Here is a 20849-nt window from a genome sequence, read left to right on the forward strand (position 1 = left end):
TTTTTTTTTGATTCTACTCTATTTTCACTCTGCTGTCAATCCGCCGTTTTTTATTTTGATACTTTCGATACCGAATTGTCCCGACCTTTTAACTCTGGTCTCACACTCTTACTCATCCAGCAGAAAATCCGCCATGATCGGATTGCTGACGCTGATTCCTGCCCGGGTCAGTGCGATCCGGTCACCTTTGATCTGCAAAAGTCCCATCCTGCTGTATTTTTCCAGCATCGGTCCGTAGATTTCTCCCACAGACACTCCGAAGTTTTTCTGAAACTCACTTCTCGATACACCGCGGATCAGCCGCAGTCCAAGAATCATCGTCTCTTCCATCTGCTCCCGCACTGTCAGTGTTTCCAGGTCGCGCCGGATCGATTCCACCTTTCCGTCAAAGGCTGCGTACGCGCTCCGGTCTCTCAGATTGGTAAACCGCTGGTTCTGAAAGAGCGACGCGCTTCCCACACCGAATCCCAGATATTCTCTTCTGGTCCAGTATCCCAGGTTGTGCTGACACTCTTTTCCCGGCTTTGCATAGTTGGAAATTTCATACTGCTGATATCCATAAGACTGTAAAATCTCCCCGGTCCGCTCATACATTTGCCGTTCTTCCTCCTCATCGGGAAGTTCGAGTGTTTTCTCAGCAAACGGAGTTCCCTCCTCGATGATCAGGCTGTACGCGGAAATATGCTCCGGTTCCATCCGGGCAATGGTTTCCAGACTTTCCTCCCAGGAAGCCAGATGCTGACCCGGCAGACCAGACATCAGATCCACATTCAGATTGATAAATCCCGCCTCTCTCGCCATCCGGAAACTCTCCTGAAACTGCGCCCAGGTATGGATCCGCCCCAGTAGTTTCAGTTCCGCATCATCCGTGGACTGGCATCCCAGGCTCAGGCGGTTGATCCCCGCCCTCCGATAGCCTGCAAGATTTTCTTTCGTCAACGTTCCCGGATTGGCTTCCATCGAAATCTCCGCATCTTTCGCCAGACAGTAGCCTTCCCGGACGCCCGCCATCAGTTTCTCCATCCATTCTCCCGGAAGAAGCGAAGGCGTACCTCCACCGATATACACGGAGGTCACCTCATAGTCTTCCGCCTGTGGTCCCACCGCCGCAAGTTCCCGCAACAGGGCATCCAGATACGTTCTCCTGTTCCTCTCATCGGCAGGTCCGGATAAAAAATCGCAATATTCACATTTTCGGATACAAAACGGAATGTGCAGATATAATTCCAGTGCTTTTTTCATCGCTCATACTCCTCTAAAAACGCCAAACTGCCGACAGAAACGTTCCTTCTGCCGGCAATTATTTTCTCACATGTTATGATATTGGGGGCAAAAGATATTTTGCCCCCTTTGATACCGGATTGTTCTGTACTTCGTACTCTCACAATCCACAAAAACATTCGCAATCCGCTCATTTTTCTTCGAAAAATGGCTACTTACTCATGTTTTTTGGCGGGTCAAAAGTTCAGAAATCTTCCTGCAAGCAAGCTTGCGTCAGATTTCCGACCTTTTGACCCTGGTATCATGTTATTGCAGTACCTTCTGCATATTCTTTTTGATTTTTTCTGTCAGATACGCATACTGCAACAGTTCGTCCTCGCTGAAATTCTGATAGCGTGTCTCGTCATACTCCCGCTGTACGTTGGCAAGCGCTTCTTCCACCTGCGCTGCTTCCGGCAGCATCCAGAAGGTGAGTCTGCGATCCTGTGCCTTTTTTTCTCTGCTCTCCTGGATGCGGATATATCCCCGTGCCGCCAGTTTTTGCAGATACAGCGCCAGACTTCTCCTGCTCATATTCGTATAATCGCTCAGCTCTCTTCTGCTGACCGGCTGTTTCAGATGACTCAGATACAACAGTAACCGTATCTCCGGAAAGGTAAGATCAAACTGGCTTGCCACCGGCTCCAGATACCGGTCCAGAAGCTTCCGGCTCCGGTATTCATCCATCAGAACGCCCTCTCCCTCCACGGCTTCCAGATACAGGCTGCTTCGTTCTTCCCCAAGTTTCTGTGAACCGGGCAGGATCGTCGGCGCTACCATGCCATCCCCCGCCGCATCGATGAGAAAACGATAGACCTGTAAGCGATTTTTCTCATATTCCTCTTCGTCCAGAACATTTTTATAAAAATCATTATAGTAGGCAAATACGGTCAGCTTCATCTTGATCGTCTTCGACAGGTTGATGCCCTGGCTCGCCAGAGAACCTTTGGTCTTCACATAATAGTAGATCGGCGTGTGCAGCGCATAGAACCTTCTGGCATGACGGATATATTCCAGATTAAACATAAAATCCTCACACCAGTTGATCTCCGGATTCATCTGTAACTGATGCTCCTGGATAATATCCCGCCGGTACAGCTTGTTCCAGAGCACACCGTAATAAAAATCCGCCGGTTTCTCCATCATACAGCCCACAAAGGCTTCCTGATCCATCACGCCGTCGATTCCGATGTCGCCTTTATGAGACAGACGCTCCCCGATCACCCGATAAAAGTCAGCGATCACAAGATCTGCCTGTTCTTCCCTCGCCGCCCGCACCAGAAGTTTGGTCGCATCCGGCGTGATCCAGTCGTCGCAGTCGAGAAATTGCAGATATTCCCCGTGTGCCTGGGCGATCGCCATATTTCTGCTCTCCGAAACTCCGGAATTTTCCTTGTGGATCACCAGCACCCGCTCATCCGAAGCGGCATACCGGTCACAGATTTCCCTTGTTTTATCGGTACTGCCGTCATTGACCAGAAACAGTTCAAAATCTTCATATTCCTGTTTCAATACACTGTCCACACACCGCTCCAGTGTCTTTTCTCCATTATAGACCGGAACGATAATACTTACTGCAGGTTTCATAACTCCTAATCCTCATCCAGCTTCAGTACACTCATAAATGCTTTCTGTGGAATCTCTACATTTCCCACCTGACGCATTCGTTTCTTTCCTTCCTTCTGTTTTTCCAGAAGTTTCTTCTTACGGGAAATATCACCACCGTAACATTTTGCCAGAACGTCTTTTCTCATCGCACGGACGGTCTCTCTGGCAATGATCTTTCCGCCTACTGCTGCCTGGATTGGGATCTCAAACAGCTGTCTCGGGATCTCTTCTTTCAGTTTCTCGCACATCTTTCTTCCGCGCTCATACGCGGATCCCTCAAATACGATAAAGGAAAGGGCATCCACTTCTTCTTTATTTACCAGAATATCCAGTTTCACCAGTTCGCTTCTCTCGTAGCCGATCATCTCATAGTCAAAGGACGCATATCCTCTGGAACGGGATTTCAGTGCATCGAAGAAGTCATAGATGATCTCGTTCAACGGCATATGATAGGTCAGCAGGGCACGGGTAGTCTCCATGTATTCCATTCCCTGGTACTGTCCTCGGCGCTCCTGGCAAAGATCCATAATCGGTCCGATAAATTCTGTTGTCACCATGATCTCGGCTTTTACCATCGGCTCTTCCATATATTCGATCGTGGACGGATCCGGAAGATTGGACGGATTCGTCAGATCCATCACTTCACCGTTTGTCTTATGCACTTTATAGATAACACCCGGTGCGGTTGTTACCAGATCCAGGTTGTATTCTCTCTCCAGACGCTCCTGGATGATCTCCAGATGCAGCAGTCCGAGGAATCCGCAGCGGAAACCAAATCCAAGAGCGATCGATGTCTCCGGTTCATACTGCAAAGACGCATCATTTAACTGCAATTTTTCCAGCGCATCACGAAGATCCCCGTATTTTGCTCCGTCTGCCGGATAAACACCGCAGTATACCATCGGATTTACTTTCTTATAACCTGGCAGCGGTTCACTGCACGGTCTGTTGTTGTCAGTCACGGTATCACCGACACGGGTATCTTTGACATTTTTAATACTTGCGGTGAAATAACCTACCATACCGGCGGATAACTCCTCACACGGAATAAACTGTCCGGCTCCGAAATAGCCGACTTCCACAACATCTTCCACCGCACCGGTCGCCATCATGCGGACAGACGTTCCCTTGCTGATCTTTCCTTCTTTGATCCTGCAAAATACGATAACACCTTTATAGGAATCGTACACGGAATCGAAAATCAATGCCTGTAACGGTGCATTCGGATCTCCGGTCGGTGCCGGAACTTTTTCTACGATCTGTTCAAGAACTTCTTCCACGTTCAATCCGGTTTTTGCGGAAATCTGCGGGGCATCCTGTGCCTCGATACCGATCACATCCTCGATCTCATTGATGACACGCTCCGGCTCTGCGCTTGGCAGGTCGATCTTATTGATGACCGGCACAACATCCAGGTCATGATCGAGCGCCAGATAAACATTTGCCAGGGTCTGCGCTTCGATTCCCTGTGCGGCATCCACAACAAGGATCGCGCCGTCACACGCTGCAAGGCTTCTGGAAACCTCATAGTTAAAGTCGACATGTCCGGGGGTGTCGATCAGGTTGAAAATGTATTCCTCCCCGTCTTTTGCCTTATATACGGTTCGCACGGTCTGTGCCTTGATGGTAATTCCTCTCTCACGTTCCAGATCCATATTATCCAGTACCTGGGACTGCATCTCTCTTTCTGTCAGAAGACCGGTCATCTCGATGATCCGGTCTGCCAGGGTAGATTTTCCGTGATCAATATGGGCGATAATACAGAAATTACGAATTTTACTTTGATCAAAATCTGCCACTTTTGTACCTCCGATTTCTTTTTATATTCAGGTGATTGTTACTGTTTAATTTTTTACATTGCCTTTTATTATAACATAGTTTTTACTCTCCCTTCAATACTTTATCCAGAATCACACTGAAGGGTTCCATCGCGTTCATCGCCTCTTCCACCGTATTCGTCTGCGCGCCCACTTCCAGCAGGATCGAACGCGGCCGTACATGAAGATTATATCGGTAGCCTTTCAGATAAATGCACCGTGTCAGCTGCGGATAATACCGCGCCGCCTGATAGGACAGCTGAAAGGAAAAAGAAAGATTATCCTCGATATAGGGGTTTGGCAGGGTATCCAGATTGCCGTTTTTTACGGTTCTGCTCAGTCCGTTAAAATACATGATCTGCGCCGTCGGTTTCCCGTTGATCTCCGTCACCAGATGTTTCCCCTCCGGCACCCCGTCTCTGTGAAGGTCGATGACCACCTGGATCGTCGGATTTTCCGCAAGCACCTGTTCGATCACCGGCAGGGCATAATTATACGCCTTGCTCCGGTCCAGCTGTCCTTCCATCAGATCAAAGGCATCTTTTCGGTGGATCACCTGATACCCGTAGACATCCTGCAGGATACTCGTAAGATAGTCACCCACACCGATCACACTCGTTGCCTCATCCCCCTCAGTGGAATCGGCAAATCCTTCCTGCGAGTGGGTATGGTAAATGAGGATCTGCGGGACACTGCTGTCCTCTTCCAGTGCCAGGGAATCCCCTAAAAATGTACCGGCATTGATCTGTGAACCGTCCACGGTGGTGTTCGGATCCACCACAAAGAAATTATTGAGTAAATACTGAAAATCACTGAGACGATCCAGGGACAGATCCATCTTCGGCGTTGCCTCCACGGCTGTCGTCCATGCCGGAAGCGGCGTGGTGGTTGTAGCTGCATTCTCTGAGTCACTTTCCTGCCCTGCAGTCGTTTCACCTTCTGCCTGCGCCGTCTCCTCTTTTTGCCCGTCTGTCTCTCCGCTCTGCTCCTGTTGCCGGGTTTCTGTGTTCCCGTCGGTTCCGCTCTTTTTCTCCTGCTGTGTACCCGGATCATTCTCCGTCTTTCCCTTCGCCGTTTCATTTTCCTGTGTTACCGCCTCACTCTGATTTTCTCCCAGCAGCCGGTCAGCGATCGTATTGCCGTTGGCATGGATCATCTCATAACAGGTACTCTCGTCTTCGATCACCGGATGGGATTCTTCCTCCTGCTGTTCTTTCAGATAAGCGCCGAGCGGATACCAGTTTTCAATCTTCGTCCACAGTTTTGTTATCATCGGCGTCGTATTTCCCTCTTCATAAAAAATCCCCGGCATGTACCACAGATACGCTTCCCGTTCCGTCTCCATACAGACATCCCCGAGGATCTGCTGCGCACGCTCTCCCGGTGACTGCCTCAGGTACAGATATCCCCGCGCCGCAAGATACCCGCCCAGACAGACGCATAATCCCCATACTACTGCCTTTATAATCTGTTCTGATCTTCTCATCTTTCCCTCTTTTATATTTCTGACTCCTTGTTCGCGTACATGCAAGAAGGACAGGCGCTTCCTCACGGCCTGTCCTCCTGTCTGACTTTCTGTCCTCCCGCAGTTTTCCAACTCTTACTTTTGCACCTGATTGCACAGGAGTACATACTTGTATTATATGAGTTTCCCCGTCTCTTATGCTTCCATCGCGATATTGATGCCCTCCGAGATCGTATAACTGAGCCGCTTGACCGTCTCATCCACATCCTTCGGTGTGACAAACATGCTGTGCAGCCGCGGTGTGATCAGTTCCTGTAAAAATTCTTCCATCTCCGACTCTTCCAGATTTTCCAGAAGGTGAGCAATCGCATCGTGCACGATCGTCGCTCCGTCTACTACGGTTGGCACACCGATTCCGATCACCGGGATTCCCAGGGATTCCTCATTCAGCCCGCACCGGTGGTTGCAGACACCGGATCCCGGATTGATCCCCGTATCCGTCACCTGGATCGTGCAGTTTAATCGCCGCACACTGCGCGCCGCCAGCGCATCGATCGCGATCACTGCGTCCGGATCGGTCTCCCGGATCACGCCCCGGATGATCTCCATCGTCTCCATCCCGGTCTGCGCCATAACGCCCGGAACCAGGCTGCTGATCTGATGCACCCTCTCCTTTCCCATCCCTGCTTTTCCGTACTCTTTCACAATATGTCTGGTGATCTTTAAGTTCTGGATCACCCGCGGACCGAGCGCGTCCGGTGTGATCTCCCGGTTGCCAAGCCCCACCACCAGAATGGATTTTTCTTTCTCCAGATGGAGCAGTTCCCGCAGATGATGAGCAAGTGCCACGGAAATCTCGCGGTGATAATCCTCATCCGGCACGATCAGATTCGGAGCTTCCATCGTAATATACGTTCCTCTTGGCTTTTCCATCGCCCGCGCTCCCTGTTCCGTCTGAATCCGCACCACCGTCGTATTCAGGTCCAGAGACTCCTCATATTCCTCATGAATCGCCACACCCTTAATCTCCACATTGTCCTTCTCATACTTCTCCTTACTCTCCACTGCAAGATCCGTTCGTATCCCAAAACTCCCAGACATAGCCGTCACCCTTCCTTTCTGCACGCTGTTTTCCCATCTGCGTCCTTTTCTCCTTTTAGATTTCCCGTTTTCCTGCAGATTATCCCTGAAAATCCTTGTATTTTTACACCTTTTTTTCTGAAAAACCATTGACAAACCCCGGTAAATGGCATAAACTGTATGGGTATTTTGAGATTAGCCTGTCCGTGTCTGGGCTGATGAATATGATAAATGATTGAATAATTTATTGGAGGTTATGGAAAATGGCAAACATTAAATCCGCTAAAAAAAGAGTTATCGTAAACAGAACAAAAGCTGAAAGAAATAAAGCAATCCGTTCTGAAGTTAAAACATCTATCAAAAAAGTAGAGGCAGCAGTTGCAGCAAAAGATCTGGCAGCAGCTCAGGCAGCTCTGAAAGTAGCTACCGCTACCATCGAAAGCGCTTGTTCTAAAGGTGTATACCACAAAAACAACGCAGCAAGAAAAGTTTCCCGCGTATCCAAAGCAGTGAACTCTATTGCTTAATTCTAACTGATAGAATAAATAAAGAATTTTAAAAAGAACAGTCATCCCGTCAGTGACTGTTCTTTTTTGTTACTCTGTATTCCTTAGAAGCTGCCGTGGCAACTTCTGCAGGTATGCAAAAATCCCGGAACCTGTCCCTTTCAAACAGTTCCCGGGATTTTTCTTTATCCATCACACCGGATTCTTCCGTGCATATTTCACGATCAGAAGTTCCACACTCAGCACATCGCTCAGCCTTCCGGTCTTCACATCTTCCTCTGTCTGTGTAAAGTCTTCCACCGCCTGACGAAGCTGCGCGGTCGTATATCTGCCGGTACAGCCGGTATAATTGCGGACCACAAAGCTTTGCAGTCCCGTTCTTGATGCGATGGTTTTCTGATCGCAGCCGAGACGCTGCAGCTCTTTCACCTGTAACAGCAGATTGAACTGCCGCGCCAGGAGAAAGAGGATCCGCATCGGCGGCTCCTTCAGGGCAAGCAGATCGTAATACAGATCCAGTGCTTTCTTCTGGTTCTGCTCCGCCACTGCCTGCACCATCGCAAAGATTCGGTTGTTGATCTGTGTCGTACACACCGCATCGATATCTTCCCCGGTGATCACCGACCGATCCATCGTATAGCATAACAGCTTTTCCAGTTCTTTCTCGATGTTGCTCATATCCGTACCGGTTTTCGACAGAAAACGTTCCATATCCCTCTGGGTGATCTGTTTTCCCTCGCGTTTCAGGATTCCAAGCACCCAGCGCATCAGTGTTTTCTCATCCTGCACCGAGAAATCCACCACCCGGCCGATCTGTTTGACCGTTTTGAACATTTTGCTTCGCTTATCCACCTCTTCTTCCACAAACAGAAGATACAGATAGTCCGGCAGACTGTTCAGGTATTCTGTCAGTTCCGGGCACTGATTCTTGAAAAATCCGGTATTTTCCATCAGGATGATCCGCCGCTCGGCAAAAAACGGCATCGTCTCTCCCAGTGAGATCACTTCTTTCACATCAATCCCTTTTCCCTCAAACCGGGAATAGTTCATCGTATCCCCGTCCGGGTTCCACGCCTGGATCAGCTTGTCGCGATACTGCTTTTTCAGATATCCTTCCTCCCCGAAAAAGAGATATGCCTGCTTATATTCCTGATTTTTGATATCTTCCAATACACTTTTCATCGAATCTTTTAACCTTTCACCCAGTTTTTCTCATATGGATTTATTATACTGTTTTTTTCCCGGTTCGGCAACCGGCATCGTCAAGAACACTGCCGTTGAGCACAAATCAACTCCTCACTGTCCGCCAGTCACATATTCTTCCACCCGGATCTCCTTCCCCCTCTGCCTTACCGTGACCGCACCGCCTTTCATCGTATAGCGGATCTCGCATCCGTTTTTTTCCAGCCGTCCTACCGTATCTGGTGCCGGATGCCCATACCGGTTTGTCAGCGCGCAGGAGATTACCGCCAGGGAAGGTTGTACCCGATCCAGAAACTCCTGACAGGTGGATGTGGCAGAGCCGTGATGTCCCACCTGCAGGATCTCACAGGCGGGCAGTTTTTGCAGCAGTTCCCGCTCTTTCTCCTCCGGCAGATCCCCGGTAAAGAGAGTCCGGACTCCTGCCCATTCCCAGCAAAGTACCAGGGATCCCGCATTTGGCTCCGTAACCGTTTCTTCGTCTCCCGGATAGATTACCGCAGCTTCTGCATTTCCCAGTTCTAACTGATCGCCTGCCCGGATCCCCTGGCAGGATGCTCCTGCTTCTTTCGCCAGTTTTTGCAGTTCTCTCCCCTGTTCCGTCTCTTCCATCCAGCAGGGATACAGAAGATGTTTCACCGTCAACCAGCCCTTTTTCCCTTCTTCAAGCACTTCCATGACACCATTGATGTGATCCTGATCCGTATGTGTGAGCACCACCGCTTCCAGACAGGAAATGCCCTGCTGTTTCAGGTATGGCAGGATCACATACGTTCCCACCTTTTTCTGGCTGGTGCTTCCCCCGTCAAGCAAAAGTGCCTGTCCACCACTCTGTAACAGACTGGCATCTCCCTGCCCGACATCGAGAAACGTGATCTGTTCCCTCTGCTGCCAGGGATGTGCCATCATTGAAAGCAACAGCACCATACTGCACAGTTCCAATGCCAGACAGATCTTCCCCTTTTTCCACCGGTTTTCACTCTTTATCATCTGTTTTTCCACCAAAACCACCATGATCATCACCAGATAATACACAGCGATCACTATTTTGGGCGGCTGCCCCGGCGTCCACATCCCAACCGGCAGTTTCTCAGAGATCTGCCCGATCCACTGATATACTTTTAAGAGCCCGTAAGCCGGACTTCCCGCCACACTCCCCAAAAGTACATTCCAGCCTGCCAGAAGCACTCCCATTCCCCCGGAGGCAATCACGATCGGAAGCAGCGGGATCACCACCAGATTCCACAGAATGCCCGCCACTGACACCTGATAAAAGGTATCCAGCATCACCGGCAGCGTAAACATCCACAGATACCAGCCGGTGCGTATATGTTCCGGTATTGCTCTGACACCGCTCTTTTTTTCTTTCTTCTTTCCTTTCTCTTTCTTCCCAAGTCCCCGAAAGATTTTTTGTTTCTCGCTGACATACCATCCCACGCCGATCACAGCGCAAAAGGACAGCTTGCATCCGCCATCAGCGACCAGATCCGGGTTATCCAGAAGCATCAGGATCCCGGCAAATGCCAGCGCGGATAAGAGATCGTAGGAACGGCCCAGCAGCCGCCCGCCCTGAAGCACACAAAACATCAGAAGTGCCCGAACCGCTGTGGTCGGCTGTCCGATCAGTATGCCGTACCCACACAGCACCCCCACAGATAGCAACACCCATACCGGCATCGGAAGTCCCAGCCGTCGGAGGATCCCGGCAGCTGCCAGTGCAAGAAGACTGATATGCAGACCGGATATGGCAAGCACATGGCTGATCCCTGCTGCCTGATAAAATCCCTTGACCTCCCCGGTAAGTTCACTCTTTTCCCCGAACAGCATCGCCTCAAGGATCCCCGCCTCCGTGTCGGGATAGAGCCGTTTGCACCGTTTCTTTATTTCTTCCCGCCACGCTCGCAGCATCCCGGTGCTCCCGGAGGATCCTTCTTTGCTCCATACAATTGCCGGATTTTCCAGATAAAAATCGATCTTTTTCCCGCTTTCATAGACTCTCCGGTTAAACTGTCCGGGATTGCGCGGAAGTTCCGGAAGCGCAAGGGTTCCTTCCAGCCGGACACGCATGCCTTCTCTCAGACTGTTCAGTGCTTCTTTTTTTCCTGTACATTTGATATTTCGAATGGGATATTTTTTTGATGATCCGGAACGGATCAGAATTGTTTTTTTCAGATAAATCATTGTGCGGGTGTCTTTTTCGATGCGGTACACCACGCCTTCCGCCTGTATGCTCTGCTCTTGTTCTGCCCACTGCCAGGATTCCTTCCCGGCGGGAGATTTCCAAAGCCAGGAACCTCCGCACCAGTCCGTCACCAGAATACACAGGATCAGCCCTGCAAACAGCAGGCAGAGAGGACGTTTGCTTTTCAGTCCTCTCCTCCTTTCTCCAGTTCATGATTCACCTGGAATAACTGATTCATATCTACTTCGTCCTTAAATACCAGTGAAGTATCGCCGTTGATCGAAATCTGCACCTGACTGACATTTCCAGCTGCGATCAGCGAATTGACGATCGAATATACCGGAATCTGTGCATCCACAGGCAGCGCCTCATCGACAAACTGCTCGCCCAGATTCACATAGGCGATCCCGTCCGCCACCGACACGCCGACGATTCTTGTATCGGACGGCAGTGTGGCATAATGTCCGCTCTCTCCCGGTCCGCGAAGCAACTGCTCCACGATGACTTTTTCGATCGGTGTGTTGCCGTTATAGTAAACCTGTCGGGTCTCCGGCACCAGCTGATTCCCTTCCTCGTTGGTAAAATAAAGGTTCAGCTCTTTATACTGATACGCCATGATCTCTTTTCCGGTATTTTCCAGAAAATTATCCAGACTCATGGCTCCGATCTCCTTTCCCTGCGAATCGACGATCGGCTCTCCTACGACAGTGATCGTAACGAGATAAATATCCGGAATCTGTACATAATCTTTTACGATCGATGCCCGCAAAAGCACCTCATCCACCGGATTCAGCTCCCGGTATTCCGGTGTAAAGTCCACCAGAAGCATTCCGTCATCGTTCACACATTCCCGGATCTGCACGCCATTCGGAAGAAGGGTATGTCCTTCTGCATTTTTCTTATTTAATTTATCCGTCATCTCATCTACCATCGTCGATGTCTTCTCTTCGGACGGCAGAAAACTTTCGGCAAGGATCTCTCCCTGATCTTCGTTGACATAATATACTTTGTATTTGCTGTCCGCATCCTTTTTTCCGCAGCCGGAAAAGGCGGCAACGCCAAGCACCAGTGCCATCACCAGTGCTGTGATTCTTCTTTTTCTCATATTCTCACCGTCCTTGATCAGTCGATAAATGTCAGCGGGATCCGCACGGAAAATGTCGTTCCTTCACCCACCTGGCTCTTCACCCGGATCGCTCCGTGATGCATCATGATGGCACTTCTGGTAATCGCCAGCCCCAGACCGGTTCCCTCGATCTCGGTGGAGTGCGATTTGTCTACCCGATAGAATCGCTCGAAGATATGGTCGATGGATTCCTCCGGAATACCACGGCCGGAATCGGTTACCGTCACATAAAAATACTTGTGATCCGCGTTCAACGATACACGCACCCAGCCTTCGTCCTTATTGTATTTGATCGCATTTTCCACCAGATTGCTGATGGCAAGGGACAATTTTGTCTCATCGATCTCCGCATCCACCGGCCGGAAGCCTTCCAGGATCAGTTCGATATTTCTCTTCGCCGCGATCGGCCGCAGCCGTTTTAAGATCAGATCCAGCAGCTCATTGATGTTGACCTGTTCGATGTTCATGTTCGAAGCTTTCTTATTCAGCTTTACGAGTGTCAAAAGATCCGTGATGATCTTGCTCTCCCGGTCAATCTCCGCTGCGATATCCTGCATGAATTCCTGATACAGTTCCACCGGTACATTTTCCTGTCCTACCAGCGAATCCGCCAGTACCTTCATCGAAGTCAGCGGTGTTTTCAGCTCATGGGACACATTCGATACAAATTCCTGACGGGAGGTGTCTAACGACTGCACACGCCCCAGCATCTTGTTAAATGCATCCGTGATCAGTTCCGTCTCCGTATAATCCGGAACCGAAATTTTCTCATCTTGGAATCCGTCCGTGATATCTTCGATCGCTCTTGTTACCTTTGCAAACGGTTTCATCAGAATCCCCGCCAGAAGATAGCCGAACACCAGCACCAGCGCACCGATGATCACAAGGATCGTCAGACCTTTCTGTTCCAGAATATCAATGCTGGATACGATCTCTTCCGTGGAAATGCTGATCAGCAGCACACCCTGTGTCGTCTCCCCGTCCGTTCCCGGAATCGGCATCGTCAGCTCGATGTAGCTGTTTTTCCGGTCATAATGACTGCTCTCTTTCATCTTCTGGAAACACTTGACCACTTCCTTTGAGATCATGTATTTTCCTTTATCCAGATCATAGGTGTCCTTGATCACCTGAAAATCCTGATTGACGATCAGGATCCGTCCGCTGTACACGTTTGTGAGCATCGTCAGCTCGCTGTTGATCCCCTCCGAAGACGGATCTTCCAGATAATTCTCTTTTGCCAGCTGATTGACCAGAATATCACACTGGTTCTTTACATTCAGCTGCCGGTTCGAGACTGCCCGATCCTCGTAACTGTTTACGATTCCCTTTTCCACGATGATACTCGGCACGATACCGATAATGATCAGAATCACCAGGATCCGGAACCGCAGACTTTTGACAAACTTAAATCTGACTTTCCAATTCACTTTCATATCTGTTCCTCACTGCCATTCATTAAAAAGAAAATGCAGGCTAACACGCCTGATACACCGGCTGTGTTTGACCTGCATTCCGGATCTTACGCCTGAAAATAATATCCTACGCCCCATTTGGTATGTACATATTTTGGTTCGCTCGGATTGCTCTCGATCTTCTCACGCAGCCGGCGGATATGCACATCCACCGTCCGCACATCTCCGGGATACTCATAACCCCATACGATATTCAACAGATTTTCACGGCTGTATACTTTATTTGGATTAAATACCAGAAGTTCGAGTACATCGAATTCTTTTGCAGTCAGATTGATCTCTCTGCTGCCGATAAATACCCGGCGGCTTTCGCAGTCCAGTCGAAGTTCTCCGACTTCTACCACCTTGGCTTTCGTCTCCTGAGCCGCTGTCTTTCCGGCACGGCGCATGATGGCTTTGATTCTGGCTTTCACTTCCAGAATATTAAAAGGCTTGGTAATATAGTCATCCGCTCCGTACTCCAGACCAAGGATCTTATCCATATCCTCACCCTTCGCCGTCAGCATGATGATCGGGACATCTGAAAATTCCCGGATCTGCTGACATACCTCAAGTCCGTTCATCTTCGGCAGCATCAGATCCAGCAGAATCATATCATATTCTTTATTCTTTGCACATTCCAGGGCTTCCTCCCCGTCATAGGCACAATCCACTTCCATGCCGTCCTGCTCCAGACTGAACCGGATTCCTTTCACGATTAATTTTTCATCGTCTACAACCAATACTTTCTTCGCCATTCTTTACTCCTCAATTGATCCTGATCTGATTTTTCAGCTTTTCATATGTTTTTTCTTTAATGCCGTCCACCTGCATCAGCTCCTCCACACTGGAAAATTTCCCGTGGGATTCGCGATATGCAAGAATTGCCTGTGCTCTGGTCTCTCCGATTCCGGTCAGCGTCATCAGCTCTTCTTTTCCCGCCCGGTTGATATCCACCCGACCGTCTGAAGCGGTCTGACTGTCCGTCTCCATCCCCTGCGATTCGTCCCGCAGATCATCTCCCATCTGCTCCGTTTCCTCTCTGGTATAGATCCGGATCTTCTGACCGTCCGATAACAGATCTGCCTGATTCACCGTCTCCAGCGAGGCATCCTCGGTACAGCCGCCCGCCTGCTCTAACACCTGAAATACCCGGCTTCCGGCTTCGATCCGATAAACTCCGGGGTTTTCCACCGCTCCACAGACATCCACGTAGATCCATTCCGGCAAAGATTCCTCTGTTTGTTCCGGATTTTCTTCCTGCCCGTCTTTGGTCTCTGCGCCGTCTGCCGTTTCCGGTTCTTTCTCCTGAGTTTCCAGCAAACTGCTTTCCTCCTGCGTGCGTTTCAGCACACTGCCTTGCGAACCGCACCCGCCAAATACCAGCACCGGTAAAAGCATCCATAGAATTTTCTTTTTCTGTTTCATCTGCACGCTCCTTATCGCTTCCGCTCTAGAGCGTGTCTGAAAAAGGCTTTTCGTGAGCTGCGAGTCTCAGTTTGTGGGAGATTTTATCCGAATGAGGGCGGCGTAGCGGGCTACGGCAACCGAATGAGGGTAAAATATACCGCAAAGTGGGGCTTGCAGATTGCGGAAATGATTTTTCAGACACGCTCTAGGGCTCCCTCCATGCATACACAATTCATTTTACCCAATTTTTCTCTGAATTACAAGACCATAAACCTGAAATAATTATTACGATCTTCTCCCAAAATCACTCCCATTTAAAAAGGATAATCCCGCCGACAACGATCGCCGTACCTGCCAGCTTTTTCCAGTCAAACGGCTGTTTTTCCACGCCGAAGATTCCGAACAGTTCGATCAGATAGGAAACCACCAGCTGGGCGATCACGATCAGCATCGTTGCCTGTGCCGGACCCAGTTTTCCCATACTCTGGATCACGGTCACGGTGATAAATGCCCCCAGGATTCCGCCGAGCAGGGTATATTTGTTCTCTACCTGCCACAGTGCCCCGACCGGATCTCTCCCGGTAAAAAACCAGGCTGTCACACAGACCAGAAGTGCCGTCAGCTGCACCCAGCCCGTCGATACCCACAGACTGGACTGTTTGGTCACCTGCGTATTCCACACGCCCTGGATACTCATCAAAGCTCCTGAAAGAACTGCAATCCATATTCCAAGCATAAAAAATCCCTCCATACCATAGATGTATTCTGTACTATAGTATGGACGGATTTTATTCTTTTATGATGATAAAAACAGATTATTTTAATTTCCAGATATCTTCATTGTACTGCGCGATCGTTCTGTCAGAGGAGAAGAATCCCGCCTTTGCAATGTTGATCAGTGCTTTTTTGTTCCAGGTCTTACGATCTTCATAATCTGCATAGACCTTTTCTTTTGTTGTGATATATTCTTTTGTATCCAGCAGTGTCATAAACCAGTCTTTTCCGATCAGTTCTCTGTGCAGACGGGTCAGACTTTCTTCATCACCGATCGCAAGCAGTTCTTCTCCTGTGATAAAATCTACCAGTTTGTGGATAAGCGCATCCTCTTCATAGATTTCTTTGGAACTGTAAGTACCTGCCTCATACAGATCGATGACATCCTGTGGTTTTCTTCCGAAAATATAAATATTCTCTTCACCAACCAGATCCCGTATCTCCACATTTGCTCCATCTTCGGTTCCCAGCGTCAGCGCACCATTTAACATGAACTTCATATTACCGGTTCCGGATGCTTCTTTGGATGCCAGCGAAATCTGTTCGGAAATATTGGCTGCCGGAATAACCTTTGCTGCTTTGGAAACATTATAGTTTTCAATCATCAGTACACGGAAATACGGTCTTACCTCCGGATCTTTCTCAATCAGTTCCTGCAGACACAGGATCAGATGAATAATATCTTTTGCAATCACATACGCCGGTGCTGCCTTTGCTCCAAAGATCATTGTGATCGGTGTGGACGGTTTGTTGCCCGCTTTGATGTCCAGATATTTGTAGATTGCATAAAGTGCATTCATCTGCTGACGTTTATACTCATGAAGACGTTTTACCTGTACATCAATGATGGAATGTTCATCAATAGTCAGTCCCTGGGTTTTTTCCATGTATTCTTTGAATTCCAGTTTCTTTTCCATCTTGATTTCTTCCAGTTTGTTCAGCACTTCTTCATCATTTTCGAAAACCAGCAGTTTTTCCAGTTCTGTGGCATCTTTCTTGAAGCCGTTTCCGATCAGAGACTCAATGTATCTGGTCAGAGTCGGATTGCAGTGCATCAGCCAGCGGCGGAAGGTAATTCCGTTCGTCTTGTTATTAAAGCGTTCCGGATACAGATCATAGAAGTTTTTCAGTTCTGAATTCTTCAGGATCTCTGTGTGAAGCGCTGCCACACCGTTGACAGAGAATCCGTAGTGGATATCCATATGTGCCATATGCACTCTGTCCTGCGCATCGATGATGTAAGTGGACTCATCTTTTACTGTTTTTCGCACTCTTTCATCCAGTTCTTTGATGATCGGAACAAGATTCGGAACCACTTCTTCCAGGTATTCCATCGGCCATTTTTCCAGTGCTTCCGCAAGAATGGTATGATTGGTATATGCACAGGTCTTACTTACCACTTCCACTGCCTCATCCATAGTAAATCCTTTTTCTTCGGTCAGCAGACGGATCAGTTCCGGAATCACCATGGAAGGATGGGTATCATTGATCTGGATCACTGCATGATTATTTAATTCATGCAGATCATATCCTGCATCCTCCATCTCTTTTAAAATCAGCTGTGCCCCGCAGCTTACCATAAAGTACTGCTGATAAATACGGAGTTTGCGTCCGGCATCATCAGAATCGTCCGGATACAGAAAGAGCGTCAGATTTTCCTGTACTTTTTTCTTATTAAAATTGATACTGTTTTCCGGTACGATACTTTCATCAATCGTATCCACATCGAACAGATGCAGGCGGTTACATCCGGAATCATATCCCGGCACATCGATATCGTACAGAACACCGTCCATTGTGAAATCTTTAAATGGTACTTTACAGGTAAAAGACTGTCTGTTTAACCAGCTTTCTTTTGTGATCCACGGATTTTTCAATTCCTGCTGTTTATGATTGGTGAATTTCTGCTGAAACAGACCAAAATGATAATTCAGTCCGATACCGTCTCCCGGAAGACCAAGCGTAGCAATAGAATCCAGGAAGCAGGCAGCCAGACGTCCCAGTCCGCCATTTCCAAGAGAAGGCTCCATTTCCAGTTCCTCAATCTCACACAGTTCATATCCATGAGATTTCAGGACTTTTTCTGTCTCCTCATACAGACCCAGGTTGATCAGATTGTTAGATAACAATTTACCGATCAGGAATTCTGCGGAGATATAATACAGTTTCTTCGATCCCTCGTTTCTCTTCAGGTTACCGGTCGCTTCTTTCGTGATCTCCATCAGTGCATGAAACAGTTCTTCTTTTGTACATGTATCCAGTGTCTTATGAAATCTTTTTTCCAGTACTTCCTGCAATCTTTTTTCCATAATAATTTTCTCCTCTAAATAATCTCCTCAATTTACTGTTTACATCGGGCAGTTGACTCCCTTTGTATTAACTCCCCTTCATAGATCAGCTGCCGTGGCTTTTCTTTTCCTTTGATCAGATCAAATAAAAGTCCTGCCGTGGCCTTCCCGATCTCTTCCACCGGCTGACGGATCGTTGTAAGACTCGGAATATAAAATCTTCCGGCATCCATACCGTCAAATCCCGCCACAGAACACTCCTCGGGAACAGATATTCCCGCCTCCTTCAATGCCCTGCAGGCTCCGATCGCCAGTGTATCTGCCGTCGCATAGACGGCAGTAAATGTTTCTCTTTTCAAAAGCTCCTGCATCAGCCGGTAACCGGACTGATAAGAGTATGTGTCCCTTTTTTCATCCATGTAACACACCAGTTCTTCCCGGTAAGGGATCTGATACTGCTCCAGTGCTGTCCGGTATCCCATCAGACGCAGCTTTCCGATACTGACATCATTTTTCGGGGCTGTAATAAAAGCAATCTTTTTATGCCCCAGCCCGATCAGATACTCCGTCATCTTATAGCTTTCCTTAAAATCATCCACCGATACGGAAGCCAGGGATGCACCCGGCATCCCCACCGTACAGATGGTACTGAGTACGCAGGGAATCTCCATCTGACTGATCTTTTCCTGACTCTGAGAAAAACTTCCTCCCAGAAACACCAGCCCCCGCAGTCTTTTTTCTTTTCCCACACGGATCGCCACATCCCACTCATCTTCCTGTTCGTCCACATATTGCAGGATACAGCTGTAACCCTTCTTTTCGCACTCCCGTTCCAGAATTCCTACCAGTTCACTGAAAAAGGTATTGCCGATACCTTTGACAAGCACCGCGATAGCCTTTGCATCATTTCGTTTCAGATTTCTGGCACTGTTATTCGGCACATAGTTGGCTTCCTCAATGGCTTTTAATATTTTTTCCTTGGTTTCCGGATTGATATCCGGATGATTATTCATAGCCCTGGACACGGTACTGACGCCAACATGGCATTTTTTTGCGATATCTTTGATTGTCATGCCTGCCACAAGACCACTTCCTCTCTCTTTTACAATCTTCCGAACAGCTTGTTCAGATGACACATCTTTTCAAGCACCTCGTCCGTTACCTGCCCCGGCACCAGACGCCACTTCCAGTTGTTGCCAAGAGTGGACGGAAGATTGATTCTTGCCTCTGTTCCCAGACACAGATAATCCTGCAGCGGAATTACCGCAAGGTCAGCCACGGAACCGAGTGCCAGACGGATGAACTCCCACGGACGTTCATCTTTCGGTGTATCCGCATTGTTCATGTAATCTTCTGCCAGTGCGTTGTCTTCCTCACACATATCGTCCAGCCATCCACGAACCGTATTATTATCGTGAGTTCCGGTGTAAACCACACAGTTATGCGGATAATTATGTGGCAGATAGTTACTTTCCTCTCTTGAATCAAATGCAAACTGTAATACTTTCATTCCCGGATATCCTGTATCTTCCACCAGTTTCATAACACTTTCCGTCAGATATCCCAGGTCTTCTGCAATGATATTTGCATCGCCCAGTTCTTTTTTCACTGTATGGAACAGATCAATTCCCGGACCCTTTTTCCAGACACCGTTTTCTGCTGTCTTATCTCCGTACGGGATCGCATAATACTCATCAAATCCGCGGAAATGATCCACACGAACCACATCATACAGTGTAAAGCAATGTCTCAGACGGCTGATCCACCAGACATATCCTGTCTGTGCGTGGTAATCCCAGCGATACAGCGGATTGCCCCAGAGCTGTCCGGTAGCTGCAAAAGCATCCGGCGGGCATCCTGCCACTGCCAGCGGTGTACTGTTCTCGTCAAACTGGAACAGTTCCGGATTCGCCCATGCATCTGCACTGTCAAATGCAACGTAGATCGGAATATCACCGATGATCTGGATATCTTTTTCATTGGCATACTGTTTCAGTTTCTCCCACTGTTTTGCAAATTCATACTGCTGAAAACAGATAAAATCCATCTGTTCTTTTAATTCCACTCGTTTTTCTTCCAGGGCAGCTTCCTGTCTTGTCTTCAGTGGTGCCTCCCACTCGCTCCAGGCAATTCCGCCCAGGCTGTTTTTGATCGCCATATACAGACTGTAATCTTCCAGCCATTTTTTATTTTTTTCCACAAAGGTTTCATATGCCTGATCCGGTACAAATCTGTGGAACGCTTTCTCCAGAAGTTCAAATCTGCCCATATAAATTTTTTCGTAATCCACATATGCCGGATTACTTCCAAAATCCACACTGTCACATTCTTCTTTTGTCAGCAGTCCTTCCTCGATCAGTGTTTCCAGATCAATAAAATACGGATTACCCGCATAGGTGGAAAAGGACTGATACGGGGAATCTCCATATCCGGTCGGTCCCAACGGCAGAATCTGCCAGTACTTTTCACCGCCTTTTTCCAGCTGGTCCACAAACTCATAAGCTTCCTTTGAAAAACAGCCGATACCATACGGAGACGGCAGGGATGTTACAGGAAGTAAGATACCACTTGCTCTCATTTTTTATCCTCCTTTAGATTTCCAGTACTTTCGGAAACGTTATCGGTAACGTTTCCATTCCTTGTAATCTGACAGTATCATATTATATGAAAAAAAGCAAGAAA

At 48.4% G+C, this 20849-nt stretch carries 16 protein-coding genes and 2 pseudogenes; 2 read left to right on the top strand and 16 right to left on the bottom strand.

Annotated features, from left to right (window positions below; translation table 11 throughout):
• Nucleotides 1-108: 108 nt before the first annotated feature.
• From hemW to gpr, 5 genes are all read right to left on the bottom strand, one after another.
• Nucleotides 109-1242 (bottom strand): radical SAM family heme chaperone HemW, encoded by a 1134-nt coding sequence (gene hemW, locus ETP43_RS12005; RefSeq protein ID WP_129258313.1) that lies wholly within the window; start codon nucleotides 1240-1242, stop codon nucleotides 109-111.
• A gap of 285 nt (nucleotides 1243-1527) precedes the next feature.
• On the bottom strand, nucleotides 1528-2847 hold the full coding sequence (locus tag ETP43_RS12010; RefSeq protein ID WP_022399944.1) for a glycosyltransferase: 1320 nt from the start codon (nucleotides 2845-2847) through the stop codon (nucleotides 1528-1530).
• A gap of 5 nt (nucleotides 2848-2852) precedes the next feature.
• Nucleotides 2853-4667 carry a translation elongation factor 4 gene (lepA, locus tag ETP43_RS12015; protein WP_022399945.1) on the bottom strand — a complete coding sequence of 605 codons (1815 nt, stop codon included), beginning with the start codon at nucleotides 4665-4667 and terminating at the stop codon, nucleotides 2853-2855.
• An 82-nt stretch (nucleotides 4668-4749) separates the two neighbouring features.
• A complete protein-coding gene (locus tag ETP43_RS12020) occupies nucleotides 4750-6171 on the bottom strand; it encodes a stage II sporulation protein P (RefSeq protein ID WP_243114269.1) in 1422 nt (473 codons plus the stop codon).
• A gap of 174 nt (nucleotides 6172-6345) precedes the next feature.
• Nucleotides 6346-7251 (bottom strand): GPR endopeptidase, encoded by a 906-nt coding sequence (gene gpr / locus ETP43_RS12025; protein ID WP_129258315.1) that lies wholly within the window; start codon nucleotides 7249-7251, stop codon nucleotides 6346-6348.
• A 242-nt stretch (nucleotides 7252-7493) separates the two neighbouring features.
• On the opposite strand from gpr, the gene rpsT reads away from it, so the two are divergent.
• Entirely contained in the window at nucleotides 7494-7757 is a 264-nt protein-coding gene (gene rpsT / locus ETP43_RS12030) for a 30S ribosomal protein S20 (RefSeq protein ID WP_022172342.1), read from the top strand.
• Nucleotides 7758-7928: 171 nt separating this feature from the next.
• Here the strand turns inward: rpsT and holA are convergent, their stop codons facing one another.
• The 6 genes from holA to ETP43_RS12060 all read right to left on the bottom strand — a co-directional run bounded on the left by holA (nucleotide 7929) and on the right by ETP43_RS12060 (nucleotide 15123).
• Nucleotides 7929-8918, bottom strand: coding sequence for a DNA polymerase III subunit delta (gene holA / locus ETP43_RS12035; protein WP_022399948.1), 990 nt, complete (start codon nucleotides 8916-8918; stop codon nucleotides 7929-7931).
• Nucleotides 8919-9032: 114 nt separating this feature from the next.
• Complete coding sequence (locus tag ETP43_RS12040) at nucleotides 9033-11306, bottom strand: DNA internalization-related competence protein ComEC/Rec2 (RefSeq protein ID WP_129258317.1); 2274 nt, start codon at nucleotides 11304-11306, stop codon at nucleotides 9033-9035.
• Nucleotides 11303-12223: a GerMN domain-containing protein gene (locus ETP43_RS12045; protein WP_129258319.1), complete on the bottom strand. Its 921-nt coding sequence runs from the start codon at nucleotides 12221-12223 to the stop codon at nucleotides 11303-11305. The genes ETP43_RS12040 and ETP43_RS12045 overlap by 4 nt, the downstream gene beginning before the upstream one ends.
• 17 nt (nucleotides 12224-12240) lie before the next feature.
• Entirely contained in the window at nucleotides 12241-13677 is a 1437-nt protein-coding gene (locus ETP43_RS12050; protein ID WP_129258321.1) for a sensor histidine kinase, read from the bottom strand.
• 86 nt (nucleotides 13678-13763) lie between these two features.
• The gene (locus ETP43_RS12055; RefSeq protein WP_022399952.1) at nucleotides 13764-14453 is read right to left on the bottom strand and encodes a response regulator transcription factor; all 690 of its coding nucleotides are present in this window, start codon (nucleotides 14451-14453) and stop codon (nucleotides 13764-13766) included.
• A 10-nt stretch (nucleotides 14454-14463) separates the two neighbouring features.
• On the bottom strand, nucleotides 14464-15123 hold the full coding sequence (locus ETP43_RS12060; protein ID WP_129258323.1) for a helix-hairpin-helix domain-containing protein: 660 nt from the start codon (nucleotides 15121-15123) through the stop codon (nucleotides 14464-14466).
• 57 nt (nucleotides 15124-15180) lie between these two features.
• Between ETP43_RS12060 and ETP43_RS18790 the strand changes: the two are divergent.
• Nucleotides 15181-15267: pseudogene (locus tag ETP43_RS18790) on the top strand (DUF6783 domain-containing protein); the annotation flags it as partial.
• Here ETP43_RS18790 and ETP43_RS18795 read toward each other — a convergent pair.
• The 5 genes and pseudogenes from ETP43_RS18795 to malQ form a co-directional block, all read right to left on the bottom strand.
• Nucleotides 15244-15330: pseudogene (locus tag ETP43_RS18795) on the bottom strand (DUF6783 domain-containing protein); the annotation flags it as partial. The pseudogenes ETP43_RS18790 and ETP43_RS18795 overlap by 24 nt on opposite strands.
• 79 nt (nucleotides 15331-15409) lie before the next feature.
• Nucleotides 15410-15841 carry a DMT family transporter gene (locus ETP43_RS12065; protein WP_129258325.1) on the bottom strand — a complete coding sequence of 144 codons (432 nt, stop codon included), beginning with the start codon at nucleotides 15839-15841 and terminating at the stop codon, nucleotides 15410-15412.
• A gap of 79 nt (nucleotides 15842-15920) precedes the next feature.
• Nucleotides 15921-18188 (bottom strand): glycogen/starch/alpha-glucan phosphorylase, encoded by a 2268-nt coding sequence (locus ETP43_RS12070; protein ID WP_129258327.1) that lies wholly within the window; start codon nucleotides 18186-18188, stop codon nucleotides 15921-15923.
• 32 nt (nucleotides 18189-18220) lie between these two features.
• Nucleotides 18221-19249, bottom strand: coding sequence for a LacI family DNA-binding transcriptional regulator (locus ETP43_RS12075; protein ID WP_129259599.1), 1029 nt, complete (start codon nucleotides 19247-19249; stop codon nucleotides 18221-18223).
• A 20-nt stretch (nucleotides 19250-19269) separates the two neighbouring features.
• Entirely contained in the window at nucleotides 19270-20745 is a 1476-nt protein-coding gene (gene malQ, locus ETP43_RS12080; protein ID WP_129258329.1) for a 4-alpha-glucanotransferase, read from the bottom strand.
• Between the last annotated feature and the right edge of the window lie 104 nt (nucleotides 20746-20849).

This window comes from Blautia faecicola (assembly GCF_004123145.1).
Classification (GTDB): domain Bacteria; phylum Bacillota; class Clostridia; order Lachnospirales; family Lachnospiraceae; genus Oliverpabstia; species Oliverpabstia faecicola.

Bases quoted from the DNA above. Each gene is read 5' to 3' on its own strand.
- malQ (WP_129258329.1), bottom strand. From the start codon at position 20,745: ATGAGAGCAAGTGGTATCTTACTTCCTGTAACATCCCTGCCGTCTCCG.
- ETP43_RS12050 (WP_129258321.1), bottom strand. From the start codon at position 13,677: ATGAAAGTGAATTGGAAAGTCAGATTTAAGTTTGTCAAAAGTCTGCGG.
- ETP43_RS12060 (WP_129258323.1), bottom strand. From the start codon at position 15,123: ATGAAACAGAAAAAGAAAATTCTATGGATGCTTTTACCGGTGCTGGTA.
- ETP43_RS12020 (WP_243114269.1), bottom strand. From the start codon at position 6,171: ATGAGAAGATCAGAACAGATTATAAAGGCAGTAGTATGGGGATTATGC.
- ETP43_RS12055 (WP_022399952.1), bottom strand. From the start codon at position 14,453: ATGGCGAAGAAAGTATTGGTTGTAGACGATGAAAAATTAATCGTGAAA.
- gpr (WP_129258315.1), bottom strand. From the start codon at position 7,251: ATGTCTGGGAGTTTTGGGATACGAACGGATCTTGCAGTGGAGAGTAAG.
- holA (WP_022399948.1), bottom strand. From the start codon at position 8,918: ATGAAAAGTGTATTGGAAGATATCAAAAATCAGGAATATAAGCAGGCA.
- rpsT (WP_022172342.1), top strand. From the start codon at position 7,494: ATGGCAAACATTAAATCCGCTAAAAAAAGAGTTATCGTAAACAGAACA.
- ETP43_RS12010 (WP_022399944.1), bottom strand. From the start codon at position 2,847: ATGAAACCTGCAGTAAGTATTATCGTTCCGGTCTATAATGGAGAAAAG.
- ETP43_RS12045 (WP_129258319.1), bottom strand. From the start codon at position 12,223: ATGAGAAAAAGAAGAATCACAGCACTGGTGATGGCACTGGTGCTTGGC.
- hemW (WP_129258313.1), bottom strand. From the start codon at position 1,242: ATGAAAAAAGCACTGGAATTATATCTGCACATTCCGTTTTGTATCCGA.
- ETP43_RS12070 (WP_129258327.1), bottom strand. From the start codon at position 18,188: ATGGAAAAAAGATTGCAGGAAGTACTGGAAAAAAGATTTCATAAGACA.
- ETP43_RS12065 (WP_129258325.1), bottom strand. From the start codon at position 15,841: ATGCTTGGAATATGGATTGCAGTTCTTTCAGGAGCTTTGATGAGTATC.